19 protein-coding genes, 1 tRNA gene and 1 pseudogene are annotated in these 19,957 nt (G+C 60.5%); 8 read left to right on the forward strand and 13 right to left on the reverse strand.

The features are described from left to right. The first annotated feature begins 67 nt into the window (after positions 1–67). The 3 genes from ACM561_RS18435 (at position 68) to ACM561_RS18445 (ending at position 1,582) form a co-directional block, all read left to right on the forward strand. Positions 68–157, forward strand: a tRNA-Ser gene (locus ACM561_RS18435). Positions 158–291: 134 nt separating this feature from the next. After that, a complete protein-coding gene (locus ACM561_RS18440) occupies positions 292–996 on the forward strand; it encodes a tyrosine-type recombinase/integrase (RefSeq protein WP_425907026.1) in 705 nt (234 codons plus the stop codon). Further along, a complete protein-coding gene (locus ACM561_RS18445) occupies positions 983–1,582 on the forward strand; it encodes a tyrosine-type recombinase/integrase (RefSeq protein ID WP_425907028.1) in 600 nt (199 codons plus the stop codon). The genes ACM561_RS18440 and ACM561_RS18445 overlap by 14 nt, the downstream gene beginning before the upstream one ends. Positions 1,583–1,795: 213 nt before the next feature. On the opposite strand, the gene ACM561_RS18450 is transcribed toward ACM561_RS18445, so the two are convergent. The 4 genes and pseudogenes from ACM561_RS18450 to ACM561_RS18465 all read right to left on the reverse strand — a co-directional run bounded on the left by ACM561_RS18450 (position 1,796) and on the right by ACM561_RS18465 (position 5,213). Further along, positions 1,796–2,710: a helix-turn-helix domain-containing protein gene (locus ACM561_RS18450; protein WP_425907030.1), complete on the reverse strand. Its 915-nt coding sequence runs from the start codon at positions 2,708–2,710 to the stop codon at positions 1,796–1,798. Positions 2,711–3,032: 322 nt separating this feature from the next. Then, entirely contained in the window at positions 3,033–4,535 is a 1,503-nt protein-coding gene (locus ACM561_RS18455) for a lipase family alpha/beta hydrolase (RefSeq protein ID WP_425909829.1), read from the reverse strand. 9 nt (positions 4,536–4,544) lie between these two features. Next, positions 4,545–4,766, reverse strand: a pseudogene (locus ACM561_RS18460) (ATP-binding protein); the annotation flags it as partial. Positions 4,767–4,832: 66 nt separating this feature from the next. Then, positions 4,833–5,213, reverse strand: a complete 381-nt coding sequence (locus ACM561_RS18465) for a hypothetical protein (RefSeq protein WP_425907032.1) — start codon at positions 5,211–5,213, stop codon at positions 4,833–4,835. 1,550 nt (positions 5,214–6,763) lie between these two features. Here ACM561_RS18465 and ACM561_RS18470 point away from each other — a divergent pair. Beyond that, the gene (locus ACM561_RS18470) at positions 6,764–7,204 is read left to right on the forward strand and encodes a globin family protein (RefSeq protein WP_425907034.1); all 441 of its coding nucleotides are present in this window, start codon (positions 6,764–6,766) and stop codon (positions 7,202–7,204) included. Positions 7,205–7,286: 82 nt separating this feature from the next. Here the strand turns inward: ACM561_RS18470 and ACM561_RS18475 are convergent, their stop codons facing one another. After that, positions 7,287–9,233 carry a 3-hydroxyacyl-CoA dehydrogenase NAD-binding domain-containing protein gene (locus ACM561_RS18475; protein ID WP_425907036.1) on the reverse strand — a complete coding sequence of 649 codons (1,947 nt, stop codon included), beginning with the start codon at positions 9,231–9,233 and terminating at the stop codon, positions 7,287–7,289. Between the two features lie 130 nt (positions 9,234–9,363). On the opposite strand from ACM561_RS18475, the gene paaG reads away from it, so the two are divergent. The 4 genes from paaG (at position 9,364) to ACM561_RS18495 (ending at position 12,656) form a co-directional block, all read left to right on the forward strand. Next, the gene (gene paaG, locus ACM561_RS18480) at positions 9,364–10,158 is read left to right on the forward strand and encodes a 2-(1,2-epoxy-1,2-dihydrophenyl)acetyl-CoA isomerase PaaG (RefSeq protein ID WP_425907038.1); all 795 of its coding nucleotides are present in this window, start codon (positions 9,364–9,366) and stop codon (positions 10,156–10,158) included. Then, positions 10,155–10,604 carry a hydroxyphenylacetyl-CoA thioesterase PaaI gene (gene paaI / locus ACM561_RS18485; protein ID WP_425907040.1) on the forward strand — a complete coding sequence of 150 codons (450 nt, stop codon included), beginning with the start codon at positions 10,155–10,157 and terminating at the stop codon, positions 10,602–10,604. Before paaG ends, paaI begins: the two co-directional genes overlap by 4 nt. A 29-nt stretch (positions 10,605–10,633) precedes the next feature. Next, positions 10,634–11,944 (forward strand): phenylacetate--CoA ligase PaaK, encoded by a 1,311-nt coding sequence (gene paaK / locus ACM561_RS18490; protein ID WP_425907041.1) that lies wholly within the window; start codon positions 10,634–10,636, stop codon positions 11,942–11,944. Between the two features lie 112 nt (positions 11,945–12,056). Next, positions 12,057–12,656, forward strand: coding sequence for a TetR/AcrR family transcriptional regulator (locus ACM561_RS18495; RefSeq protein WP_425907043.1), 600 nt, complete (start codon positions 12,057–12,059; stop codon positions 12,654–12,656). A gap of 65 nt (positions 12,657–12,721) precedes the next feature. Here ACM561_RS18495 and paaZ read toward each other — a convergent pair whose 3' ends face one another. The 8 genes from paaZ to ACM561_RS18535 all read right to left on the reverse strand — a co-directional run bounded on the left by paaZ (position 12,722) and on the right by ACM561_RS18535 (position 19,680). After that, positions 12,722–14,797: a phenylacetic acid degradation bifunctional protein PaaZ gene (gene paaZ, locus ACM561_RS18500; protein ID WP_425907045.1), complete on the reverse strand. Its 2,076-nt coding sequence runs from the start codon at positions 14,795–14,797 to the stop codon at positions 12,722–12,724. An 82-nt stretch (positions 14,798–14,879) separates the two neighbouring features. Further along, positions 14,880–15,632 (reverse strand): Phenylacetic acid catabolic protein, encoded by a 753-nt coding sequence (locus ACM561_RS18505; RefSeq protein WP_425907047.1) that lies wholly within the window; start codon positions 15,630–15,632, stop codon positions 14,880–14,882. Positions 15,633–15,650: 18 nt separating this feature from the next. Next, positions 15,651–16,727 (reverse strand): 1,2-phenylacetyl-CoA epoxidase subunit PaaE, encoded by a 1,077-nt coding sequence (gene paaE, locus ACM561_RS18510; RefSeq protein WP_425907049.1) that lies wholly within the window; start codon positions 16,725–16,727, stop codon positions 15,651–15,653. An 18-nt stretch (positions 16,728–16,745) separates the two neighbouring features. Continuing rightward, on the reverse strand, positions 16,746–17,270 hold the full coding sequence (gene paaD, locus ACM561_RS18515; RefSeq protein ID WP_425907050.1) for a 1,2-phenylacetyl-CoA epoxidase subunit PaaD: 525 nt from the start codon (positions 17,268–17,270) through the stop codon (positions 16,746–16,748). 9 nt (positions 17,271–17,279) lie between these two features. Continuing rightward, a complete protein-coding gene (gene paaC / locus ACM561_RS18520) occupies positions 17,280–18,131 on the reverse strand; it encodes a 1,2-phenylacetyl-CoA epoxidase subunit PaaC (protein WP_425907051.1) in 852 nt (283 codons plus the stop codon). Further along, entirely contained in the window at positions 18,131–18,415 is a 285-nt protein-coding gene (paaB, locus tag ACM561_RS18525) for a 1,2-phenylacetyl-CoA epoxidase subunit PaaB (RefSeq protein ID WP_309775800.1), read from the reverse strand. The genes paaC and paaB overlap by 1 nt, the downstream gene beginning before the upstream one ends. A gap of 55 nt (positions 18,416–18,470) precedes the next feature. After that, a complete protein-coding gene (gene paaA, locus ACM561_RS18530; protein ID WP_425907053.1) occupies positions 18,471–19,460 on the reverse strand; it encodes a 1,2-phenylacetyl-CoA epoxidase subunit PaaA in 990 nt (329 codons plus the stop codon). A gap of 13 nt (positions 19,461–19,473) precedes the next feature. Continuing rightward, complete coding sequence (locus ACM561_RS18535; protein WP_425907055.1) at positions 19,474–19,680, reverse strand: hypothetical protein; 207 nt, start codon at positions 19,678–19,680, stop codon at positions 19,474–19,476. Positions 19,681–19,957: the final 277 nt, after the last annotated feature.

Raw genomic sequence — 19,957 nt, forward strand, 5'->3', positions numbered from 1 at the left:
AAAATCCCGACGTCACAGCCACCGCTCTCTTGCAAAAACCGGCACGCCCCGTCATGAGAAGGTGCCCGGAGAGATGGCCGAGTGGCTTAAGGCGCACGCTTGGAAAGCGTGTGTGCGGGAAACCGTACCGTGGGTTCGAATCCCACTCTCTCCGCCATTTAGTTTCTCAGGCTGTCGCACAGCGTCTCAAGACCTCAAAATAACTCTGCAAAAATAGACATTTGGGTCTTTACGCGGGTCGTGCCGTCTCTCAGAATCTCACAGATGCTTGTGGGTAGATTGGGGGTAGCGATGGCAAAGACGGTCGGGAAGCTCACTGCGCTGAAGGTCGCGCGGCTTGCGGAACCTGGCATGTATCCCGATGGGGCTGGGCTCTATCTGCAAGTCACGGGTTCCAGCCAGCCTCGCTCCGACAACGATGCGACGCGTGGCTTGGCGAAGTCCTGGATTTACCGGTTCACGCTACATGGGAGGTCCCGAGAGATGGGCCTAGGCTCGCTGAACGCCATATCGCTCGCAGACGCCCGGATGGCCGCAGCCGACTGCCGCAGCCAGCGGCAGGAGGGCGTAGACCCCATTGAAGCAAGAAAGGCTGAGCAGGCTCGGGCGCGCCTAGAGGCCGCGAAGGCGGTAACCTTTGAATATTGCGCAGACAGGTACATCGCCGCCCACGAGACAAGTTGGCGTAATGCGAAGCATCGGGCGCAGTGGAAGTCGACGCTTTCAACCTATGTCTATCCGGTCTTCGGCTCCCTGCCCGTCGGTGCAGTCAATACCGGCCTTGTCGTCAAGGTTGTCGAGCCGCTTTGGGGCACCAAACCGGAGACGGCAAGCCGAGTGCGGGGCCGCATCGAAAGCATTCTGGACTGGGCGAAGGTCAACGGCTTCCGGGAAGGCGAGAACCCTGCAAGATGGAAGGGGCATTTGGGGTTTGTGTTGCCGAAGCGGTCGAAGGTGAAGCGCGTCCAGGCACCACCCCGCTTTGCCCTACGATGAAATTCCGACCTTCACAGCGGAGCTTCGCAAACGGGAGGGGCAGAGTGCCAGGGCTCTAGAATTTTTGGTCCTTACCGCTGCACGGACTGAAGCCGTTATCGGCGCGCTGCTCAGTGAAGTCGACTTCGACGAAAAGGTTTGGACCGTCCCACCCGACCGTGCGGGAACGAAGATGATGGAGGATGACCCCAAGCCGCGCCGCGTCCCGTTGTCCGATCGTGCGATCAAGCTTTTGAAGTCGCTGCCGCGTAACGATGGAAACCCGTACCTGTTCATCGGCGGGAACGTTGGGAAGCCGCTGAGCAACATGGCCATGCTGGAGCTAATGCGCGAAATGCGCCCCGGCTTTGTACCGCACGGCCTTCGTAGCACCTTCAAGGATTGGTGCGCGGAGACAACCAACTATCCAAATGAGGTTTCTGAAGCGGCGCTTTGGCATGCTGTAGCCGACAAAGTGGAGGCCGCGTATCGGCGCGGCGATCTCTTTGAGAAGCGACGGCGGCTAATGGCTGAATGGGCCAAATACTGCACGGGGCCGGATGTGGCGAAACGGGGCGCAGTCGTTCAAATCCGGGCCGCCATCTAGCGCGCGTATCCGCCGCTGGAGTGAAATCGCGTCCGGCGCCTCGGACCATCCTGGCCTTGCGCTTCGGAAAGGCCCCCCCCCTCAACTTTTTCGGCCGGGGCAGAAGGAAATCTCGCCCCCCTACACCTTCAGCGTTCCGAAAAAATTTGTGCTGCTGAGCAGTATACCTCCGCGAAAAATTTGAAAAATTTTGTGAGTATTGATCGGAGCTAATCAGTCGGGCCAATCGACGGTTACCATGTCCCTGACTACCGAAATTGAGCCCTTATACAAGCGGCTATAACCAGGCGTTGCCACGTGGGCTGCAACGAAATAGGTCGCGTCCTTCTGCAAAGACGTAGCGATTTTGATTTCAATGGGGTCCGGGGGCGTCTCCCGAAAGATTGGAAAGTCGTCGGGGGGAGCAAAGTTTCTAAAGACTGTGACTACGTCCTCTTGTCCAAGCGAAATTGCTCCGTTCGGGTACATTGGGCCTTGGTCAATGATCTCGAAACGACGATCAAAAAAGATGCGCAGCGCCGTGTAAATTGCTGGGGTGGAGTTCCTGTTTAAGAGTGCGGCTTTGATCGGGATAACGACGCTGTCTTCTCCAAATGGACCCTTCGATGCATATGCGCTTAGGTTCCATAAGTCCACGGCCAAGACCGGCTGCTCCCCACGGCGCATGACGTCCTTGATCTCGTAATCCTTCATCGGCGTGCAGAGGCCGTCAAAGCGCTTGTAGTATTTGTCGTCGGGCGCTTGGTGTGGCCCGGCTTGAGTTGCTGGCACTTCGACTACATAGATAGCCGCCCCCGAAGGAAGAACAATCCGAGTGATACTTATGCCGTCCATTCTTGGATGAACTCGACTGTTCAAAGTCTGTTGTATCCACTCGCGTGTTATCTTTGGGTCGGAAACGCCTTGATCTAATCCCTTAGGCTTTCGCGCCGTTTTGTCCTCTTCCACACCGTAGATAATCTGGCCACCCGCGGAATTCGCCATGGCCGAAACGTCCTTGCATAGTTCGTTGACATTGGCGCTGTCCCGAGAGAGCGCGGGAGAACCCTTATACTCAAGCTCCAGACCCTCTTCGATCCCGTCATCTATGAGCGACTGAACGTCCTCGATAGTCTCAAGCTTGAGCATTGGTCGAAATCCTTCTCCTAGTATCCCCTTTAACTAGGCCATGTACCTACAAACCCGGCGGCGTGTGTGACGGGTGACTACGTCCGCTTTGCTCCAATAGCGACCAGTTTTCGTGCGGCAGCGTAATATGTCGCGATGGGCCAACAGCGGACATTAACCTTCGTCAGCGTTCCTATCCTGGCGAACCTTATCAGTTGCCCACCGATTTTGACGAGATTTGGAAGACGCTTTGAGCTGTGGCGAAGCTGGAAATCTAGGCCGCGGCGGCGTGACCTTTGTCGAGCACGTTAGTTCGTGCGTGTGGCAGCACTGGCCAGGCAAGTCAGAAGCACTCTTTTCCTGACGAGTCCGTCACCTTGATAATGGAGACGTCCTCCGTGTATCTAAACGCTTCTGCGGAACCTGCATTCAGCAGCTGCAGCTCATTCTGGGCGTAAAGGTACTTGTCGATCCAAGTTCCGGTCACGGGATCACCATCGCGCCGGCGTGCGGACGCGATTACCTCGCTCTCCGGCCCCCAATAAAACCGATATTGGTCTAGCGTGACGCCGGACAAAGCACTAACTTTGGCATACGCAAGCGGCTGATTGATCGCAAAGGCTTGCCGGTACGCATCGGCCGAATACGACTGGTAGATCCACGGCTCAATGTCGGCCGGTATTAGCTGTCGGAGAAAGTCGACGCTCGCAAGCAGCTGCAACAGGTCCTGCAACGCGCTCAAATGACAAAGCGTGAGGAAGTTCGTAAGGCTCCTGGCAACGATATCGTCAAGCGCTGGCAGCCAGTAACCCCGCATCCGCTCGACCATCAGCTCCGCGCGCTTGTCAACCCCCTCGCGGATGCGTGCCACGTGCTCGGTGCTTCCGTACCCGCGATCGAGGAACTCGCGTATCGTTTCCGGGGGCTGACCATGAAATCGTGAGGTAGGCTTGCTGTGCTCCGCAGCGTCAACCAGAAGGCTGGCGACCAGCCTCTCGATCGCCAGCGTTGTCTCCGGCCAGACTGTGAGGACACCCGGAAGCTTCCCTTCGACCTCTTTCAGAGCAACCTGACCCTTCACAATATCGGCGCGGACTCCATCGGGGAATCCCACCCTCACCCGTCCGTCCTTCCCAATGGCTTCGACACCGGCCTGCACATGGGGGTCCAGTTTGCCAAGGAACTCCACCAACAAACGATGTTGGATCGCTTTCAGATCCGTGGGCGTGGGGATCGTGAAATGGGTGGAGAGCGGCACCCGGTAAGGTTCAGGAAAATATCTGGCGGCCGAGATGGGATCGACGACGGCTCGCATGAAAAAGAACTTCGTAACAATGAACTTGTCTTCGAACAGCTCCTTGCCGGTGATCTTTAACCGCTGAGCGTTCAGCATGGCCTTGAAATCCCGGTCCAGATCAAGGAGCCAGGCGTTCATGGCCGAACTTCTCAAGATGTCGTTTTGTGCGTGTCGGAGAAACACGGAGGATAAAGGGCTAAGAAAGGTGGAGTACTCGGACCCGAGGGAGGGCGAGGCTACCAGAAAGAGGCCAACTTCGATTTTGGCATCTAAGAGATCACGCTCTTCGCGCACCAGGTATCGCCTGGCCACGATACCACCCATACTGTGGCAGACGAAGACGAGCCGTTGGGCGGTCAAGACTTTGTCCAGCCGCAGATGAGTCGTAAGGGCATCAACCGCGTCGTTGATTCGATAGGTCCCCGAGAAAAGTCCGGTCTCGTATTCGAAGATGTAGACGCCGACGCCACGCGTGCGAGGGTCTTCGATGAGGAGGCTTGGCCAGTACGTGCCGTTGGCGTTCCGCCAGGCCTCGGCGTCGGAAATCACGCCGTGGATACCCAATTCGTCGAGAACGATGAAGTCCATCCGAGTTAGATGTTCGGCGAGCCTGCCCTGACGTCCGTTGCGGGTCTCGCTTTCGAGACGGTTGACGAGGTCGACCACGTTGTAGACGCGACCGCGCGCGCCGGAGCGAATGCAGCTTCTGGCGATTGCGATGGCCAGATTGGTCTTTCCGGTACCGGTACCGCCGACCAGAACGGCGATGCGTTGCTGGGCGGAAGCCGACGCCGGATACAATGCAACGTGATCGGAAAATTCTCTAGACGACAGCGTGCTCGGCCTTCATTGAGCTTTGCTCCTGTGTTTGCGCTCGGAAACATCGATGCAGCGCTTGCGGTCCACTATGATGCCAGGAAGCCCATCGAGATAATCCGGCAACCAGCAGCTCCCGGTGCCTCGCCCATGATGGTTCCGAAACAACACGGCGGCGGCATCCGCCTTGCTGTGGCAGTTGGCGATGTCGCGCACCAGAACCTGCACGATCACGCTCGTTGCTTCGTCCACGGCATGCCAGCGCTTTTTCCAGCCGATAAGGAACGGGTGCCTGCGTCGCTCGGTCTCGTCATCCGTCAGCTTCCGTAGAACATCAAGGCGGAGATCAGCGGGAACGCAAGCAAGCGCGGTTTCCATGGCTGTGGTCCAAGTGTCGACAGTCTCTGTCATCGAGTCATTCCTCTACATTGCCGGGCTGGCTGAGCGGTCGTGAGGGTGGCTCCTCGACCGTCTATAGACGATTGAGGATAGGTTCACGCACCTACGTATGATTATGATTACGACGAACCCGTCATACCCGTCAGGTTTAGTTTGGACCATTGCGGTAAGCTGATTGACAACCAGACTCGACCGAGGAGCATTCGTATTCCGTTTCCGTCCTGTCGCCAAAATAGGCGCTGATCTCCGAAACTATTGCCTAATGTCCACCTTCGCAACGCTCCTCCTAGTCTCAGTTTTCGCGAGCAACTTTGCGCCGGCACGTGCCGAGGCGCCTCGTCACTTCAGTATGATTGCAAGAAAAAACCTTTTCCCGCTTGGAGCAATACACTTCTCGCCGAAAGAGCGATGCGTGCTCGCATGGCGTCATGTCTGCGCCTGCAATATCAAAGCTCGAAAAAACTTCTGAGCCTTATCCGCATTCTTGCATTTGTCTGTGCCATCGTCGGAAAGTAGCATCATATTTGGGCTGTCTGGCATTGCAACACCGCTTCGGGTACAAAATCTTCCGGGGTTTTGATGTCTAGTATGACTGGCGTGTTGTCGCCCTCCTTGCCTCTCCAAGTGCAAAGGACGAATGGCGGATGGATATCCAACTTCTCCGCTTTGCCGTGCGACAGGCCACGATGACGTAAGTATTGTTGATCCATTCGATGCTGCGGATGCCGCGTCTCCCAAGTTCGTCGAGCTGCCATAGATTGCCAAAGACAGGGTTCTTGCCGGCATCCACCGCCTGTGTGTGCCGAAAACCTCATCCGAGTTGGTAATGTAACGGAATCGCCTCAACTGACGAAATGATCGGGCTGCTCTGTTTCGCTTTGGCCGTCCTGACCTCGCCATTCAAGTCGAAGTTGCAGCTTGAAGCTGAAAAGTCGCTTCCACTGCTCCCGCGGGAATCCTTACAACTCGCGGCTAGCTGGCGCACTTGATGGCATCTACATCTAGCGCGACCGTCACGGTTCGTGGTAAGTTTGGCAAGGGGAAGCGCGAGAGCCATCGGCAAGTGCGCGCACCGTCACTCGTCGAACCTCCGCGCTGCCCTCGGGCCTTCATTGAGGGAGGCGCCGCGCAATGGCCATCGATTTCAGGCTGACGACAGAACGGCAGAATCTGCGGGAGACCGCGCGTGACTTCGCGCAGAACTTGCTTGCACCGCTAGTTCCCGATGCAGACGCAACGCGAAGCCCGCATGAGGCCTTCGCCAAGATCAAGCCGGTAATGCCGAGTCTTATGAGCTTGAGTTCGCTATGGGCTTCCTCCCCAAGGAATACGGTAGCGGCAGCAAGTTCGACCTCCAGTTGGCCGCCAGGGAGATTTGCACCGTCGACCCGGACTTCGCGGCGAACGGCACAACGTGATGGCCTCGGAGCGGGCAGACGATTCGCGGGCGGAGCGAAGGTCGAGGCCCAGCGATGGGCCGTCGCGGCCTCTGACGGCTGCGGGCCGGTAGGTAAGGGGGACTGGCTGCCAAGCCAAAATCCTGAACTGTCTTGGAGCATACAATGTCCCCTGAACAGAAGGCACTCGTGAAAGAGACGTGGCAGAAAGTTGAGCCAATGGCAGACGCGGCGACGCGCCTGTTCTACGACCGGCTTTTTGAGATCGACGCAACAACGCGGCAGCTCTTCAAGACAACCGACCTAACGGAGCAGCGCCGGAAGCTCTTTCAAACCCTCACGATGATCGTAGGGGGGCTCGATCATCTCGAGACGCTTGTTCCGACCATTGAAGATCTGGGCCGCCGCCATGCCCAATTCGGAGTCACCGACGCTCATTACGAAACGGTCGGTGCGGCTCTGTTGTGGACGCTGGAGCAAGGGCTCGGATCGGGGTGGACGCCGGAGGTGAAAGGTGCCTGGTCTAGCGCTTATGCCCTGCTGGCCGATATCATGCGCGCAGCTGCTGCTCGATCCACTGCCTCAACGGCGACAGCAAACACTTAATCGACGTCAGGCTCGACAACAGGTCAGGTCAACATCATCGTCTTCCGAAACCCCGCACGTTTCCTGTGCCGTCCTGTCCAGTTCAAACGTCCTGCCTATGGCTGTGAGCACGCGCAAACATCGGTCCGCCCCTCCAGCGCGGAAAGCCGTAGCCGTGGATCTCGACGAGATCGATGTCGGACGGTTGCCCGGCAACGCCCTCGGCTAGAATCGCGTCGCCCTCCGCGGCCATTTCGCCAACCAGGTGGCATGCTATGGTGGAATGCGCCGTCATGCGGGCGATCTTCCCGGCCAACAGCTCCGCCACCACCGCAGACGGCTGCGGCTTGCGGTCCCCGGCATAGTCGTACCAGCCGCCGCCTGTCTTCTGGCCCTTGCGACCGGCGCGCACGAGAATGTCGCCAAACGTCTCGGGCACATCCTGTCCGTTGGCGCGAGCGCCTTCACGCTGAAGGTAGGCGATGTCGAGGCCACCGAGATCCTGTGCCTCGAAGGGTCCCATGGCGAAGCCATAATCACGCATGGCCGCATCGATCTCGGCGATGGGCACGCCGTCGCGCACCAGCGCCTCGGCTGCGGCGCGGTAGCGCTTGAGGATGCGGTTGCCGATGAAACCTTCGCAGATGCCTGCCTGCACCGGGATCTTGTCCAGCGCCCGCGCCAGCGCAAAGCTGGTTGCCAATGTCCGCGGTGCGGTTTCGGGGATCGGCACGATCTCCAGCAGCCTCATGACGTTTGCCGGGCTGAAGAAATGCAGGCCGATGAAGCGCGACGGATCGGGAACACCTTCCGCAATGAGGCGCGGATCGAGATAGGAGGTGTTGGTGGCAATGATGGTGTCGGGTCGGCAGAGCTTGCCAAGCTGATCGAACACGGCACGCTTGACGCCGAGTTCTTCGAACACGGCCTCAATCACCATATCGGCGTCGGCGAGAAGGCCGCAGTCTGTGGAAGCCGTCACGCCGGCCAGCTTCGCTTCGGCCTGTGACTTGGTCAGCTTGGCGCGCTTCACGCCGTCCTCGAAGATGGCACGGACGTTGGCGAGGCCGCGCGCCACGGCTTCTGCGTCGCGTTCGATCATCACGACGGGAATGCCGGCGTCCCGCAACGCCGCCGTGATGCCGGCGCCCATCGTGCCGCCGCCCACGACACCCGCCTTACGCAGCGGCAGGGGCTCCACGCCATTCAGGCCCGCAGGGTGCCGCGCGGCGCGTTCTGCGAAGAACACCGTGCGCAGCGCCGCGGCCTGTTCCGAACCGCGTAGGTCGAGGAAGGTCTTGCGCTCGAAGGCGAGCGCCTCATCGAATGACAACTCCACCGCCATGCGCACGCATTCCAGTGCGGCGAGCGGTGCGGTTTCGCCCTTCGCACGTTTGGCAATCGCCTCCTTCTTGTCCTCCCAAAATGTGGACGCAGGTGCCACGACCGTGCGCTGCGACAGCGGAACGGGCAGCGGCCGGGCCACAGCGTCGCTCGCGAACACAAGAACGCTTTGTAAAAGGTCGCCTTGCACGACGGCATCGACCAGACCCATGGAGAGTGCTTTGGCTGCCTTCACCGGCTTGCCGCCCGTCACCAGCTCCACCGCCGCCTCGGCACCGACTAGCCGCGGCGTGCGTACGGTTCCCGATGCGCCCGGCACGATGCCGAGCGTCACCTCGGGCAGGCCGATCGCGGCGTCTGGCACAGTAACCCGGAACCGACAGCCCAGCGCGATCTCGAAGCCACCACCCAGCGCTGTTCCATGGATCGCGGCGATCCAGGGTTTTACCGAAGCCTCGATGCGATTCACGAGATCGGGCAGATGCGGCTCCATCGGCGTCTTGCCGAATTCGGATAGGTCAGTACCGGCGATGAAGGTCCGGCCGGCACAGGCCAACACCACGGCCTTCACTCCGTCGTCGGCGTCCAGTTCGGTGGTCGCATCGAACAAGGCCCGGCGAACAGCCTGGCTGAGTGCATTGACCGGCGGGTTGTCGACGGTGACGACGGCGATCTCGCCCTCGCGGGAGACGGAGACGACGGGCATAGCAGACTCCCTTGCTCCGGCATCCAATCCTCATTTCGGCTCCTCGCCCTCGTTTATCATTGACCGACCGGACGGTCTATGCATTTTATATGCTGGACGGAGAAAGCGATCGTCGAGCAAGGAAGAAGAAATGCCGGCTTCCGAAACTGTGCTCTCGGCGCTGTCCGACGGCGTGCTGTCGCTGTCGTTAAACCGCCCGGACAAGCTGAACTCGTTTAACGGAGAGATGCACCTGGCGCTGCGGGCCGGCATTCAGCGAGCGTATGATGATCCGACTGTCCGCGCCGTCCTGCTGACCGGCTCAGGTCGCGGGTTCTGCGCGGGGCAGGATCTGGGCGATCGGGATCCGCGCAAGGGCGGCCCCGCGCCGGACCTCGGCCATACGCTCGAGACCCTCTACAATCCGACGCTGCGCCTGATGCGTTCGCTGGAGAAGCCGATCATTTGCGCAGTCAACGGCGTAGCGGCCGGTGCAGGCGCCAACATCGCCTTTGCCTGTGACATCGTACTCGCGGCGAAATCCGCCAAGTTCATCCAGGCCTTCGCCAGGATCGGTCTCATACCCGATGCCGGCGGCACATGGAGTCTCGCCCGCATTATCGGAGAGCCCCGCGCCAAGGCGCTGACCATGACCGCCGAGCCCTTGCCGGCCGAGAGGGCCGCCGAATGGGGGCTGATCTGGAAGACGGTCGAGGACGCGGATCTCATGAACGAGGCGCGGGCACTCGCCGTATCGCTGGCTGCGGGCCCCACACTCGGTCTTGGCCTTACAAAGCGCCTTATTCAGGCGGCTGCGACCAACAGTCTCGATGAACAACTCGACATGGAGCGCGATTGTCAGCGAACCGCTGGCCGCAGTGCCGATTATGCCGAGGGCATCATCGCCTTCCTGGAAAAGCGCAAAGCGGAGTTCAAGGGCGAATGAAACCCGCGTCCCAAATGACACCGCAGGAACTGGCGGAGGCATCCGCCAGGGCGATGTGGAACGACGATTCCGCAAGCCAGCGGCTGGGCATGACGCTCGAGAACATCGCGCCCGGTGAAGCCATGCTTTCGATGACGATCCTTGAGGCCATGTCGAACGGACATGGCAACTGCCACGGCGGCTACATATTCGCCCTGGCCGACTCCGCGTTTGCCTTCGCATGCAATAGCTACAACCAGTTGGCCGTCGCGCAACATTGCTCGATCACGTACCTGATCCCTGGCCGCATCGGCGACCGCCTGACGGCGACCGCCAGAGAGGTTTCGCGGCACGGCAGGTCCGGCATCTACGACATCCGCATCACCAATCAGTCGGGCGAGCATGTGGCCGAATTCCGCGGCCATTCGCGCCTAGTGAAAGGCACGCATCTGCCCGTCGAGGAATAAACCGACGGATTTCCGCAGAGAGAACACCCGTGGAGAATCTGACGCCCCGCAGAGAAGACCTTGAGCCGATCGAGTATGCCTCGCGCGACGAAATCTCGGCGCTGCAACTCAAGCGCATGAAGCAGTCGATCAGGCACGCCTGCGAGAACGTGCTATTTTTCCGCAAGCGCTTCGAAGAAAAGGGCGTCCATCCGGACGACCTGAACTCGCTTTCCAACCTGTCGAAATTTCCATTTACCTACAAGCAGGACCTGCGCGACACCTATCCGTTCGGCATGTTCGCCGTCCCGCAGAACAAGCTCGCGCGCATCCACGGCTCCTCGGGGACGACCGGCAAGCCGACCGTCGTCGGCTACACCAAAGGCGATGTCGACATCTGGGCGGACCTGATGGCCCGTTCGATACGCGCGGCCGGCGGCCGTCCGGGCGATATCCTGCACAATGCCTATGGCTACGGCCTGTTCACCGGCGGCTTGGGCGCGCACTACGGCGCCGAGCGCCTCGGCTGCGCCGTCGTGCCGATTTCCAGCGGCATGATCGAACGCCAAGTCACCCTCATCAACGACTTCAAGCCGTCGATCATCATGGTGACGCCGTCTTACATGCTGTCCATCCTGGACGAATTCAGGCGGCAAGGCATCGACCCGCGCAAAAGTTCGCTCAAGGTCGGCATCTTCGGGGCCGAGCCATGGACCAGCGCCATGCGCCTCGAAATCGAGGAGGCCTTCGACATGCACGCAGTCGATATCTATGGCCTGTCGGAGATCATGGGGCCGGGTGTTGCGCAGGAGTGCGTCGAGACCAAAGATGGCCTGCACGTCTGGGAAGATCATTTCTATCCCGAAATCATCGACCCGGTCACCGGCGAGGTCTTGCCAGATGGCAAAATGGGCGAGCTTGTTTTCACGACGCTCACCAAGGAAGCGCTGCCGATGGTCCGCTATCGTACGCGCGACCTGACGCGCCTGCTGCCGGGAACGGCGCGCTCGATGCGCCGGATCGAGAAGATCACCGGCCGTTCAGACGACATGATGATTCTGCGCGGCGTCAATGTTTTCCCGACGCAAATTGAGGAGCAGATCCTGAAATGCAAGGGCCTCGCCCCCCACTTCTACATCGAGCTGACGCGCGCGGGCCGTATGGACAACATGGTCGTGCATGTCGAATGCACCGAGGACATGACTGACGCCGATGCCCGTGCCGAATCCGCCAGGGAGCTCGCGCACCACATCAAGAGCGTTGTCGGTGTCTCGACGAAAATCGAGGTGCGCGATCCGAACTCGGTGGCTCGCTCGGAGGGCAAGGCCAAGCGTGTGGTGGACAACAGGCCGAAGGAATAACGGTCAAGAATCGGGAATGTTTCTTCGTCCACGTCCGGTTGCTAGAACGTGTCATGTTCAGCTTCTGACGATCACGGATTGATCGCCCGGAGCATCAGAAGGTTGGATTGATATGGCTCGGACGCGAGCGCAGGATTTCGAAGAAAAACAACTCGCCATATTGGACTATGCGGCGAATGTGCTGGCCACGCTGGGAGTCGACAAGGCGTCCATGTCTCAGATCGCAGGTCAGGCGCGGATATCGAAAGCCTTGCTCTATCACTATTACCCAAGCAAGGACGCACTCGTCTTCGCGATCATCTTCACTCACCTGGAGGAACTCGACTCGGATCTGGAAGCGTCCGACGATCCGGCCATGGAGCCTTCAGTGCGATTGAAGTTTCTCGTCGGCGTCGTGCTCAAGCACTATCGCGGAGCCGGCGACCGGCACAAGGTCCAGTTGAACGCAATGAGCCTGCTGACCGACGAGCAGAAACAGGCGATCACCGAAGTTGAAAGACGGATCGTGCGCCGGTTCGCAGGCGTCGTGCGCCAGATCAGTCCGCGCCTGGACGACCACGAGCGTCCCTTGGTCATGCCGGTGACCATGTCGCTCTTTGGCATGATGAACTGGATGGACATGTGGTTCAAGGACGGCGGCCGCATCAGCCGCGAGGATTATGCCGAGGTTCTCACCACGCTCATCCTCGGAGGCATTAAGGCAGTGCGTTGAGAGAGGGCTGCCACGGCGGTCGAGCCGAACAGGCTCCATTTCTCCCGACGCAGCCGTTGGATCTGTCATTCGGCCGCCTCTTGTGTTTGTGCCGGCGGCCAGATCTTTGCCACCATCGTCAGCACATCATATTGCGCAACGATCTCACCCTTCTGGTTGGTGACTTGGCAATCCCAGCGTACCTCGCCGTGATCGGCGTTTTCGCGCGGGTTGATTTCCTTGCAGGTCAATCGCACCTGCACCGTGTCACCGAAATAAACCGGGGTGAGGAAGCGCATATTGTCCACGCCGTAGTTGGCTAGTACCGGGCCGGGATTGGGCTCAACGAAAAGGCCGGCGGCGAAGGAGGCGATGAGGTAGCCATGGGCCACGCGGTCGTCGAAGAACGGGTTGGCCTTGGCCGCCGCCTCGTCCATATGGGCGTAGAAAGTATCGCCGGTGAAATGTGCGAAGTGCTCGACATCTTCCAAGGTGATCTGCCGCTTCGCGGTTAATAACTGATCGCCGATCTTCAGTTCCGCCAGCGACTTGCGGAACGGATGCTCACCGTGCTGCACGTCAGCGCCCTCGATCCAGCGCCTGGTGACGACCGACAGCAGACGCGGCGTGCCCTGCACTGCGGTGCGCTGCATGTAATGCTTTACGCCCCGCATGCCGCCCATTTCCTCGCCGCCGCCGGCGCGGCCCGGACCGCCATGGACAAGCCCCGCAAGCGGTGAACCGTGGCCCGTCGATGTCTTGGCGGAGCGGCGGTTGCCGACAAGCACCCGGCCATGGAACGGGGCGACGCCGATGACGACTTCTTCCGCCACCTTCGGGTCGTCGGTGAAGACAGACGACACCAGCGAACCCTTGCCGAGCCTTGCCAGTTCGACGGCCTCTTCGATCGAGTCATAGGGCAGCACGGTCGAGACCGGACCGAACGCCTCCACATCGTGGATTTTGAAGGCGCCGAAAGGATCGTCGGCATAAAGCAGGACCGGATTGAGGAAGGCTCCCTTCTCCGCATCGCCGGACGCAACCCGTACGTTATCCGGATTGCCGGCAACGATCTCGGCGTCCGACAGCAGATCCTGAATGCGTTCGCGCACTTCGGTGCGCTGGTGGAGCGACGCAAGCGGCCCCATGCGGGTCGTCTCGTCGTCTGGCAGGCCGAGCGTGGTCTTGCCCAGCATATCGCCCAGTGCCTTGACCAGCGCATCGACATGGTCGCGCGGTGCGATCACGCGGCGGATCGCGGTGCATTTCTGGCCGGCCTTCACCGTCATCTCGCGCGCCACTTCCTTCACGAACAGATCGAACTCCGGCGTGCCAGGCGTGGCATCCGGACCGAGGATCGAGGCGTTCAAGCTATCCGCCTCCATCGTGAAGCGCACCGAATTGGCGATCACAGCCGGATGCGCTTTCAGCTTGCGGCCGGTCCAGGCCGAACCGGTGAAGGTCACCACATCCTGTCCGGTGACGTGGTCGAGCAGGTCGCCGACCGAACCGGAAATCAGTTGCAGCGCTCCCTCCGGCAGGAGGCCGGTCTCGATGATCCGCCGCACCATCAATTCGGTCAGGTAGGCCGTCTGCGAAGCAGGCTTCACCACCGCCGGCACGCCGGCAAGCAAGGTCGGCGAAATCTTCTCCAGCATGCCCCAGATCGGAAAATTGAAAGCGTTGATGTGGACCGCGACGCCCTGCAGCGGCACGTAAATGTGTTGCGCACTGAAGCTGTTGTCCTTCGACAGCGGCTCCACATTGCCGTCGGTAAGGATACGCGTGTTCGGCAGTTCGCGCCGGGCCTTCGAAGCGAAGGTCAGCATCGTGCCGATGCCGCCCTCGATGTCCACCCAACCGTCGGCGCGGGTGGCACCGGTGCGGAAGCTTTCGGCATAGAACTCTTCCTTCTTTCCCATCAGCGCAAGACCGAGCGCTTTCAGCATCGCCGCGCGCTCGTGGAACGACATGGCGCGCAGCTTCGGGCCCGCGACAGTACGCCCGTAGTGCAGCGCTTCCGCGAAATCGAGGCCCTTGGAGTCGATCAGAGCCACCGGCTCGCCGGTGCCCGCATCGAGCAACGGTAAGCCGTCACCCTTGCCGGCGGTCCACGCCCCATAGACATAGCTCTCCAGTCGACGGGGGGCTGCGCTTGCCATGATGACCTCCTTGATCTGGTGGAACGGACCAGGCGCGAGTGCCGGGTCCAAAATCCTGAGTGTCGACTTCGGATTCGGGACACTAGAGACCAAGCATGCCGAGCTTTTCGCCGCTTACGTTTTCCCACTGCGCCAGCAATTCCTCGTTGGAGGTATGGCGCAGACCGAATTTTCTTAGCGTATCGAAACGGCTCGAGCCCACGACACCGAAAGTGGTCGCAACGCGCGGGTTCCAGTAGGCGATGGCTTCCCGTGCGGCCTTCTTACCCTCTGGTGTCGAAGCAATCCGTTGCAGGCCCTCGTAGCCCAGTTCGGCATGACGCCGTTCGCGCAGTGCGATCTCGCGGAAGACGTCCGCCAGCGGCGCATAGGAGACGCGGGTCAGTTCGTTCATCTGGATGCCGGTCGCCAACCCTTGCAGCACGTTCATCACCACCGCATCGGTCCAGTTCTCGATCGGATAGTGAAAGACGGCGAGTCGCATGTCATCGCCCCGGCGCGCCGCGCCGAGATCCGCGTTGCGTTCGACCCTCGCGCTCCAGTCGTGCTGCGCCTGGTAGCGGTCGGCATCGGTGCCGAAGTCGCTCATGATGTTCAGAACGCGCTCGGCATGGTCCGCCTTTTCGAGCGTGATGCGGCTTGCCGCGATGCGCTCCTTGATGCCAGGTGCGAAGTTGATCGCTCCGGCGAAACCGGCAGAGGCCGCCAGTTCGCTGTCGACGAAAGACGACATCAGCCGCATCAACTCGCCGCGATAGCGCGCCGACGCGTTGTCGGGCGCGGTCAGCACACCGCCCCGGGCGAGGTAGTCTTCGATATTCATCGTATCGGCCATGCGCTCCTCTCCTCAACGCTATTCGTCGTAGGTCACGACGAGGCGATCAGTCAGTGGAAACGCCTGGCAGCTCAGTGCATAGCCCGCGCGCACCTCATAGTCCTCCAGCGCATGGTTCACCGCCATTTCCACTTCGCCTTCCAGAACCTTGCAGCGGCAGGTCGAGCACACTCCCGCCTTGCAGGAGTAGGGCGCATCCATATTGGCGGCGAGCGCGGCATCGAGCACGCTCTTACCCTCGCGCGGCATGACGAAGCTGCGGGTTGCTCCATCCAAAATCACCGTCGCTTCAACCCCAGTGCCGGGTACGACGGCCATCCTGGACACGGCCTTGACCTTGGCCCGGCCCGGCTGGCCGGAGGCAAACAGCTCGAACTTGATCTGCGTGTCGTTCAGCCCGTGCTCGCGCAGCGCCGCGGCAATCGCCAGCATCATCGGCTGGGGGCCGCAGATGAAAGCCGTGTCGATAGAGCCAGCATCGATCCAGTGCCTGAACAGGGCCTTCACCTTGTCGCCGTCAACGCGGCCGGTGAAGAGATCGATGTCTTGCGCCTCGGCTTCGAGAACATGGATCACGGAGAACCTGCCGAGGTGCTGGTTTTTCAGATCCTCCAGTTCCTCGCGAAACATGATCGAGCTGATCTTGCGATTGGCGTAGACGAGCGTGAAGCTTGCGTAAGGCTCCCGGGCGAGCACGGTCTTGATGATGGAGAGAACCGGTGTGATGCCCGAGCCGCTGGCGAATCCTATGTAGTTCCTCCGCGCATCCGGTTTGATCGGCGTGAAGAAACGTCCCATCGGCGGCATGGCTTCGATCTCGTCGCCGGCTGCAAGGGCCTCATTCGCCCACGTCGAGAACGTGCCGCCATCGACGCGCTTGATGCCGACCTTGAGAACACCTTCGTCGCACCCGGCGCAGATCGAATAAGAGCGCCGCAGCTCATCGCCGTCGAAGTTGCGGCGGAAAGTCAGGTACTGACCCTGCGTGAACGCGAACAAAGCACTGTCTTCCGCACGCGGCATCAGCGTCACCACAACGGCATCGCGCGTCTCGCGCCGCACGTCCGTGACTTTCAAGGGATGGAAGCGAGCCATTCGAGATGCTCCCCGCTCTCAAATGCATTTGAAATAGTCGAATGGCTCAAGACAGTCCTTGCAACGGTAGCTCGCCTTGCAGGGCGTCGAACCGAACTGACTTACTTTTTCCGTTTGCTTTGACCCGCAGCGGGGGCATGCGATGATCAGGTCCGATCGTCCCGCGAGTCTGGCGACGCGACCGTTGAGGCGGCCATCCGTAGCGGTTCCGTCGATCGGCGGCACAATGCCGTAATCGTGCAGCTTTTCTCGGCCCTCGCGGCTGATCCAGTCGGTCGTCCAAGGCGGAGAAAGCTGGCGCTCGAGTCTGATCTTCTCAACGCCACGGTCACGCAGCGCGCGCTCGATATCCAGGCTAATGATGCTGGTGGCGGGGCATCCCGTATAGGTCGGGGTCACCGTCACCACCAAAGTGTCGTCGTCCCATGCAACATGGCGGATGATGCCGAGATCGGTCAAAGAGATGACAGGGATCTCAGGGTCGGGAATCTGGCCGAGCCAGTCCCATACCTGATCGGTGCGGGGCAGCGTGCTCGTCTGCATGGCCGTACCTCACCAGCTTGCACCAGGATAGGCGCGCTGCAGGAACTGCATATCGGCGAGGATGTAGCCGAGATGCTCGGTGTGGATGCCGCGTTTGCCGCCCTTATGGGCGAACTTGCTCTCCGGAATCGTCAACGTCGCCGCAGCAAGCACGTCGCGCACCGTCGTCTCCCATGCCGCGCGCAGGCTTGCGGGCTTCGGTGCGATACCCGCAACGGCGACCGCCTCGTCCTTCTCGTCGGCCATGAACATTTCGCCGACATAGGGCCACAGCGCATCGAGCGCGGCCTGCATGCGGCGATGGCTCTCGTCATTTCCATCGCCGAGACGCACGATCAGATTGGACGTTCGCTCGACATGATAGGCCACTTCCTTGTAGGCCTTGGCGGCGATCTCGGCGACCCGCCAGTCGGACGACGTCGCCAGCGCCTGAAGCAGGGCAAGGTGATAAATGTCGAACAGGAAATGCCGCATCAGCGTATGGCCGAAATCGCCGTTGGGCCGTTCGACGAGCAGCAGGTTGCGGAAGTCCCAGGCGTCCCGCAGATAAGCGAGATCGTCCGCTGTCCGGCCCTTGCCCTCCACCTCGGCGGCGAGGCCGAGCCAGAGCTGGGTCTGGCCGATCAGATCCAGCGCCATGTTGGCCAGCGCGATATCCTCCTCCAGCGTGGGCGAATGTCCGCACCATTCCGAGTCCCGGTGCCCCAGGATCAGGGTCGTGTCTCCGATCCGCAGCAGGACTTCGAAAAAGGCGGCCTGGTTGGCACCGGGCGAAAGGGCATGCAGCCCCTGACCATGCGCGACGGCCTCGCGGGCGAGATCTGCTGTGTCGGCTTGGGCAACATCGGGAAGCGATGGCATCACATATGCCCCACTTCTTCAGGTATCTCGTAAAAGGTCGGATGGCGGTAGATCTTCGCGTTCGCGGGATCGAACAAGGGCCCCTTGTTGGAGGGGCTCGATGCGGCGATGTCGGACGAACGCACCACCCAGATCGAAACGCCTTCGTTGCGGCGAGTATAGACGTCGCGGGCGTGCAGGACCGCCATTTCAGCGTCGGCGGCGTGCAGGCTGCCTACATGACGGTGGCTCAGACCATGCTGGCCCCGAATGAACACTTCCCAGAGCGGCCATTCTCTGGACATGCTTTCTCTCCCGTGACTGGGTCGGAGCCAGCCGAACGGCGGCCTGACCCGGTTGCTACTCGTGGGCGACGGCGTATGGGCGCGCGGCCTTCTTGTCGGCATGCGCCACCAGCGCCTCGCGGAACCACGCGCCGTCCTCCCACGCCTTCACCCGCGCGCCGAGACGGTCCTTGTTGCAGGGCCCATTGCCGGCGAGCACATCGTAGAACTCGTTCCAGTCCGGCTCAGAGAAGTCGTAGCCGCCCTTTTCCTCGTTCCACTTCAGGTTCGGGTCGGGAACCGTCAGGCCGATGAGCGCGGCCTGCGGCACTGTCTGGTCAACGAACTTCTGGCGCAGTTCGTCATTGGTGTTCATCTTGATCTTCCAGGCCATGGACTGAGCGGAATGGACTGAATCCTTGTCCGACGGACCGAACATCATCAGCGCCGGATACCAGAGACGATTCAACGCATCCTGCGCCATGCGCTTCTGCTCAGGCGTGCCGGCGGCCATCTTCATCATGATCGCGTAGCCCTGCCGCTGGTGAAAGCTCTCCTCTTTGCAGATGCGGATCATGGCGCGGCCGTAGGGGCCGAAGGAGGTGCGCTGTAGCGGCACCTGGTTGATGATCGCGGCGCCGTCCACCAGCCAGCCGACGGCGCCCATATCCGCCCAAGTCAGCGTTGGATAGTTGAAGATCGACGAGTACTTCATGTCGCCCGAATGCAGGCGCTCCATCAGTTCGTCGCGCGAAATGCCGAGCGTCTCGGCGACGCAGTAGAGGTAGAGGCCATGGCCGGCCTCATCCTGAACTTTGGCCAGCAGGATCGCCTTGCGTTCCAGCGTTGGCGCGCGGGTGATCCAGTTGCCTTCCGGCAATTGCCCGACGATCTCGGAATGCGCATGCTGGCCGATCTGGCGAACCAGCATTTTACGGTAACCTTCCGGCATCCACTCTTTAGGCTCGATCTTTTCGCCGCGGTCGATGCGCGTCTGAAATGCGATCTCTTCCGGCGTCATTTCATCTTTCGACCTGCCTTTCGATTTCACGAGCTGCGCATACATGGCTGGGTTCTCCTCAGACACGTTCGACGATGTTGGTGATGCCCTGTCCTACGCCGATGCATATGAGGTCATCTACCGCCGACCAACCAACGTTGGGATTGCGAGCCATCAAACCCCTTAGCGGTACGGCCGCCAGATCGTCGGCCCGAACCGAACTCAAAGCACCGCCATACCTCCCGATGGGCGTTCTGAGCGCATTGCAGACCAATGCCTGCAGCACCCAAACCCCCAATTAATTAACCGACCGGACGGTTTATATCATAATTACGCTGACCCTGAAAGGGCGGTCCTGATTTTTTGTCGCTTGCTGCTGAACGCCTCCCGCGCGTTGGGGTCATTTCACACTCGGAGCCGTGAATCCGGGCGATAACACCACCTGACGTTGACTGATACATGCAGAAGCGCAGAAGGGATCGGCTGGGCACACAGCGTTTGCAATCCACGCCTCCGCCGACCTCTTGCACCCATACTCCAGCCCATACATTGCGAACGCAATT

Origin of the sequence: Nitrobacter sp. TKz-YC02 (genome assembly GCF_049852135.1) — a bacterium.
Lineage (GTDB): Bacteria > Pseudomonadota > Alphaproteobacteria > Rhizobiales > Xanthobacteraceae > Nitrobacter > Nitrobacter vulgaris.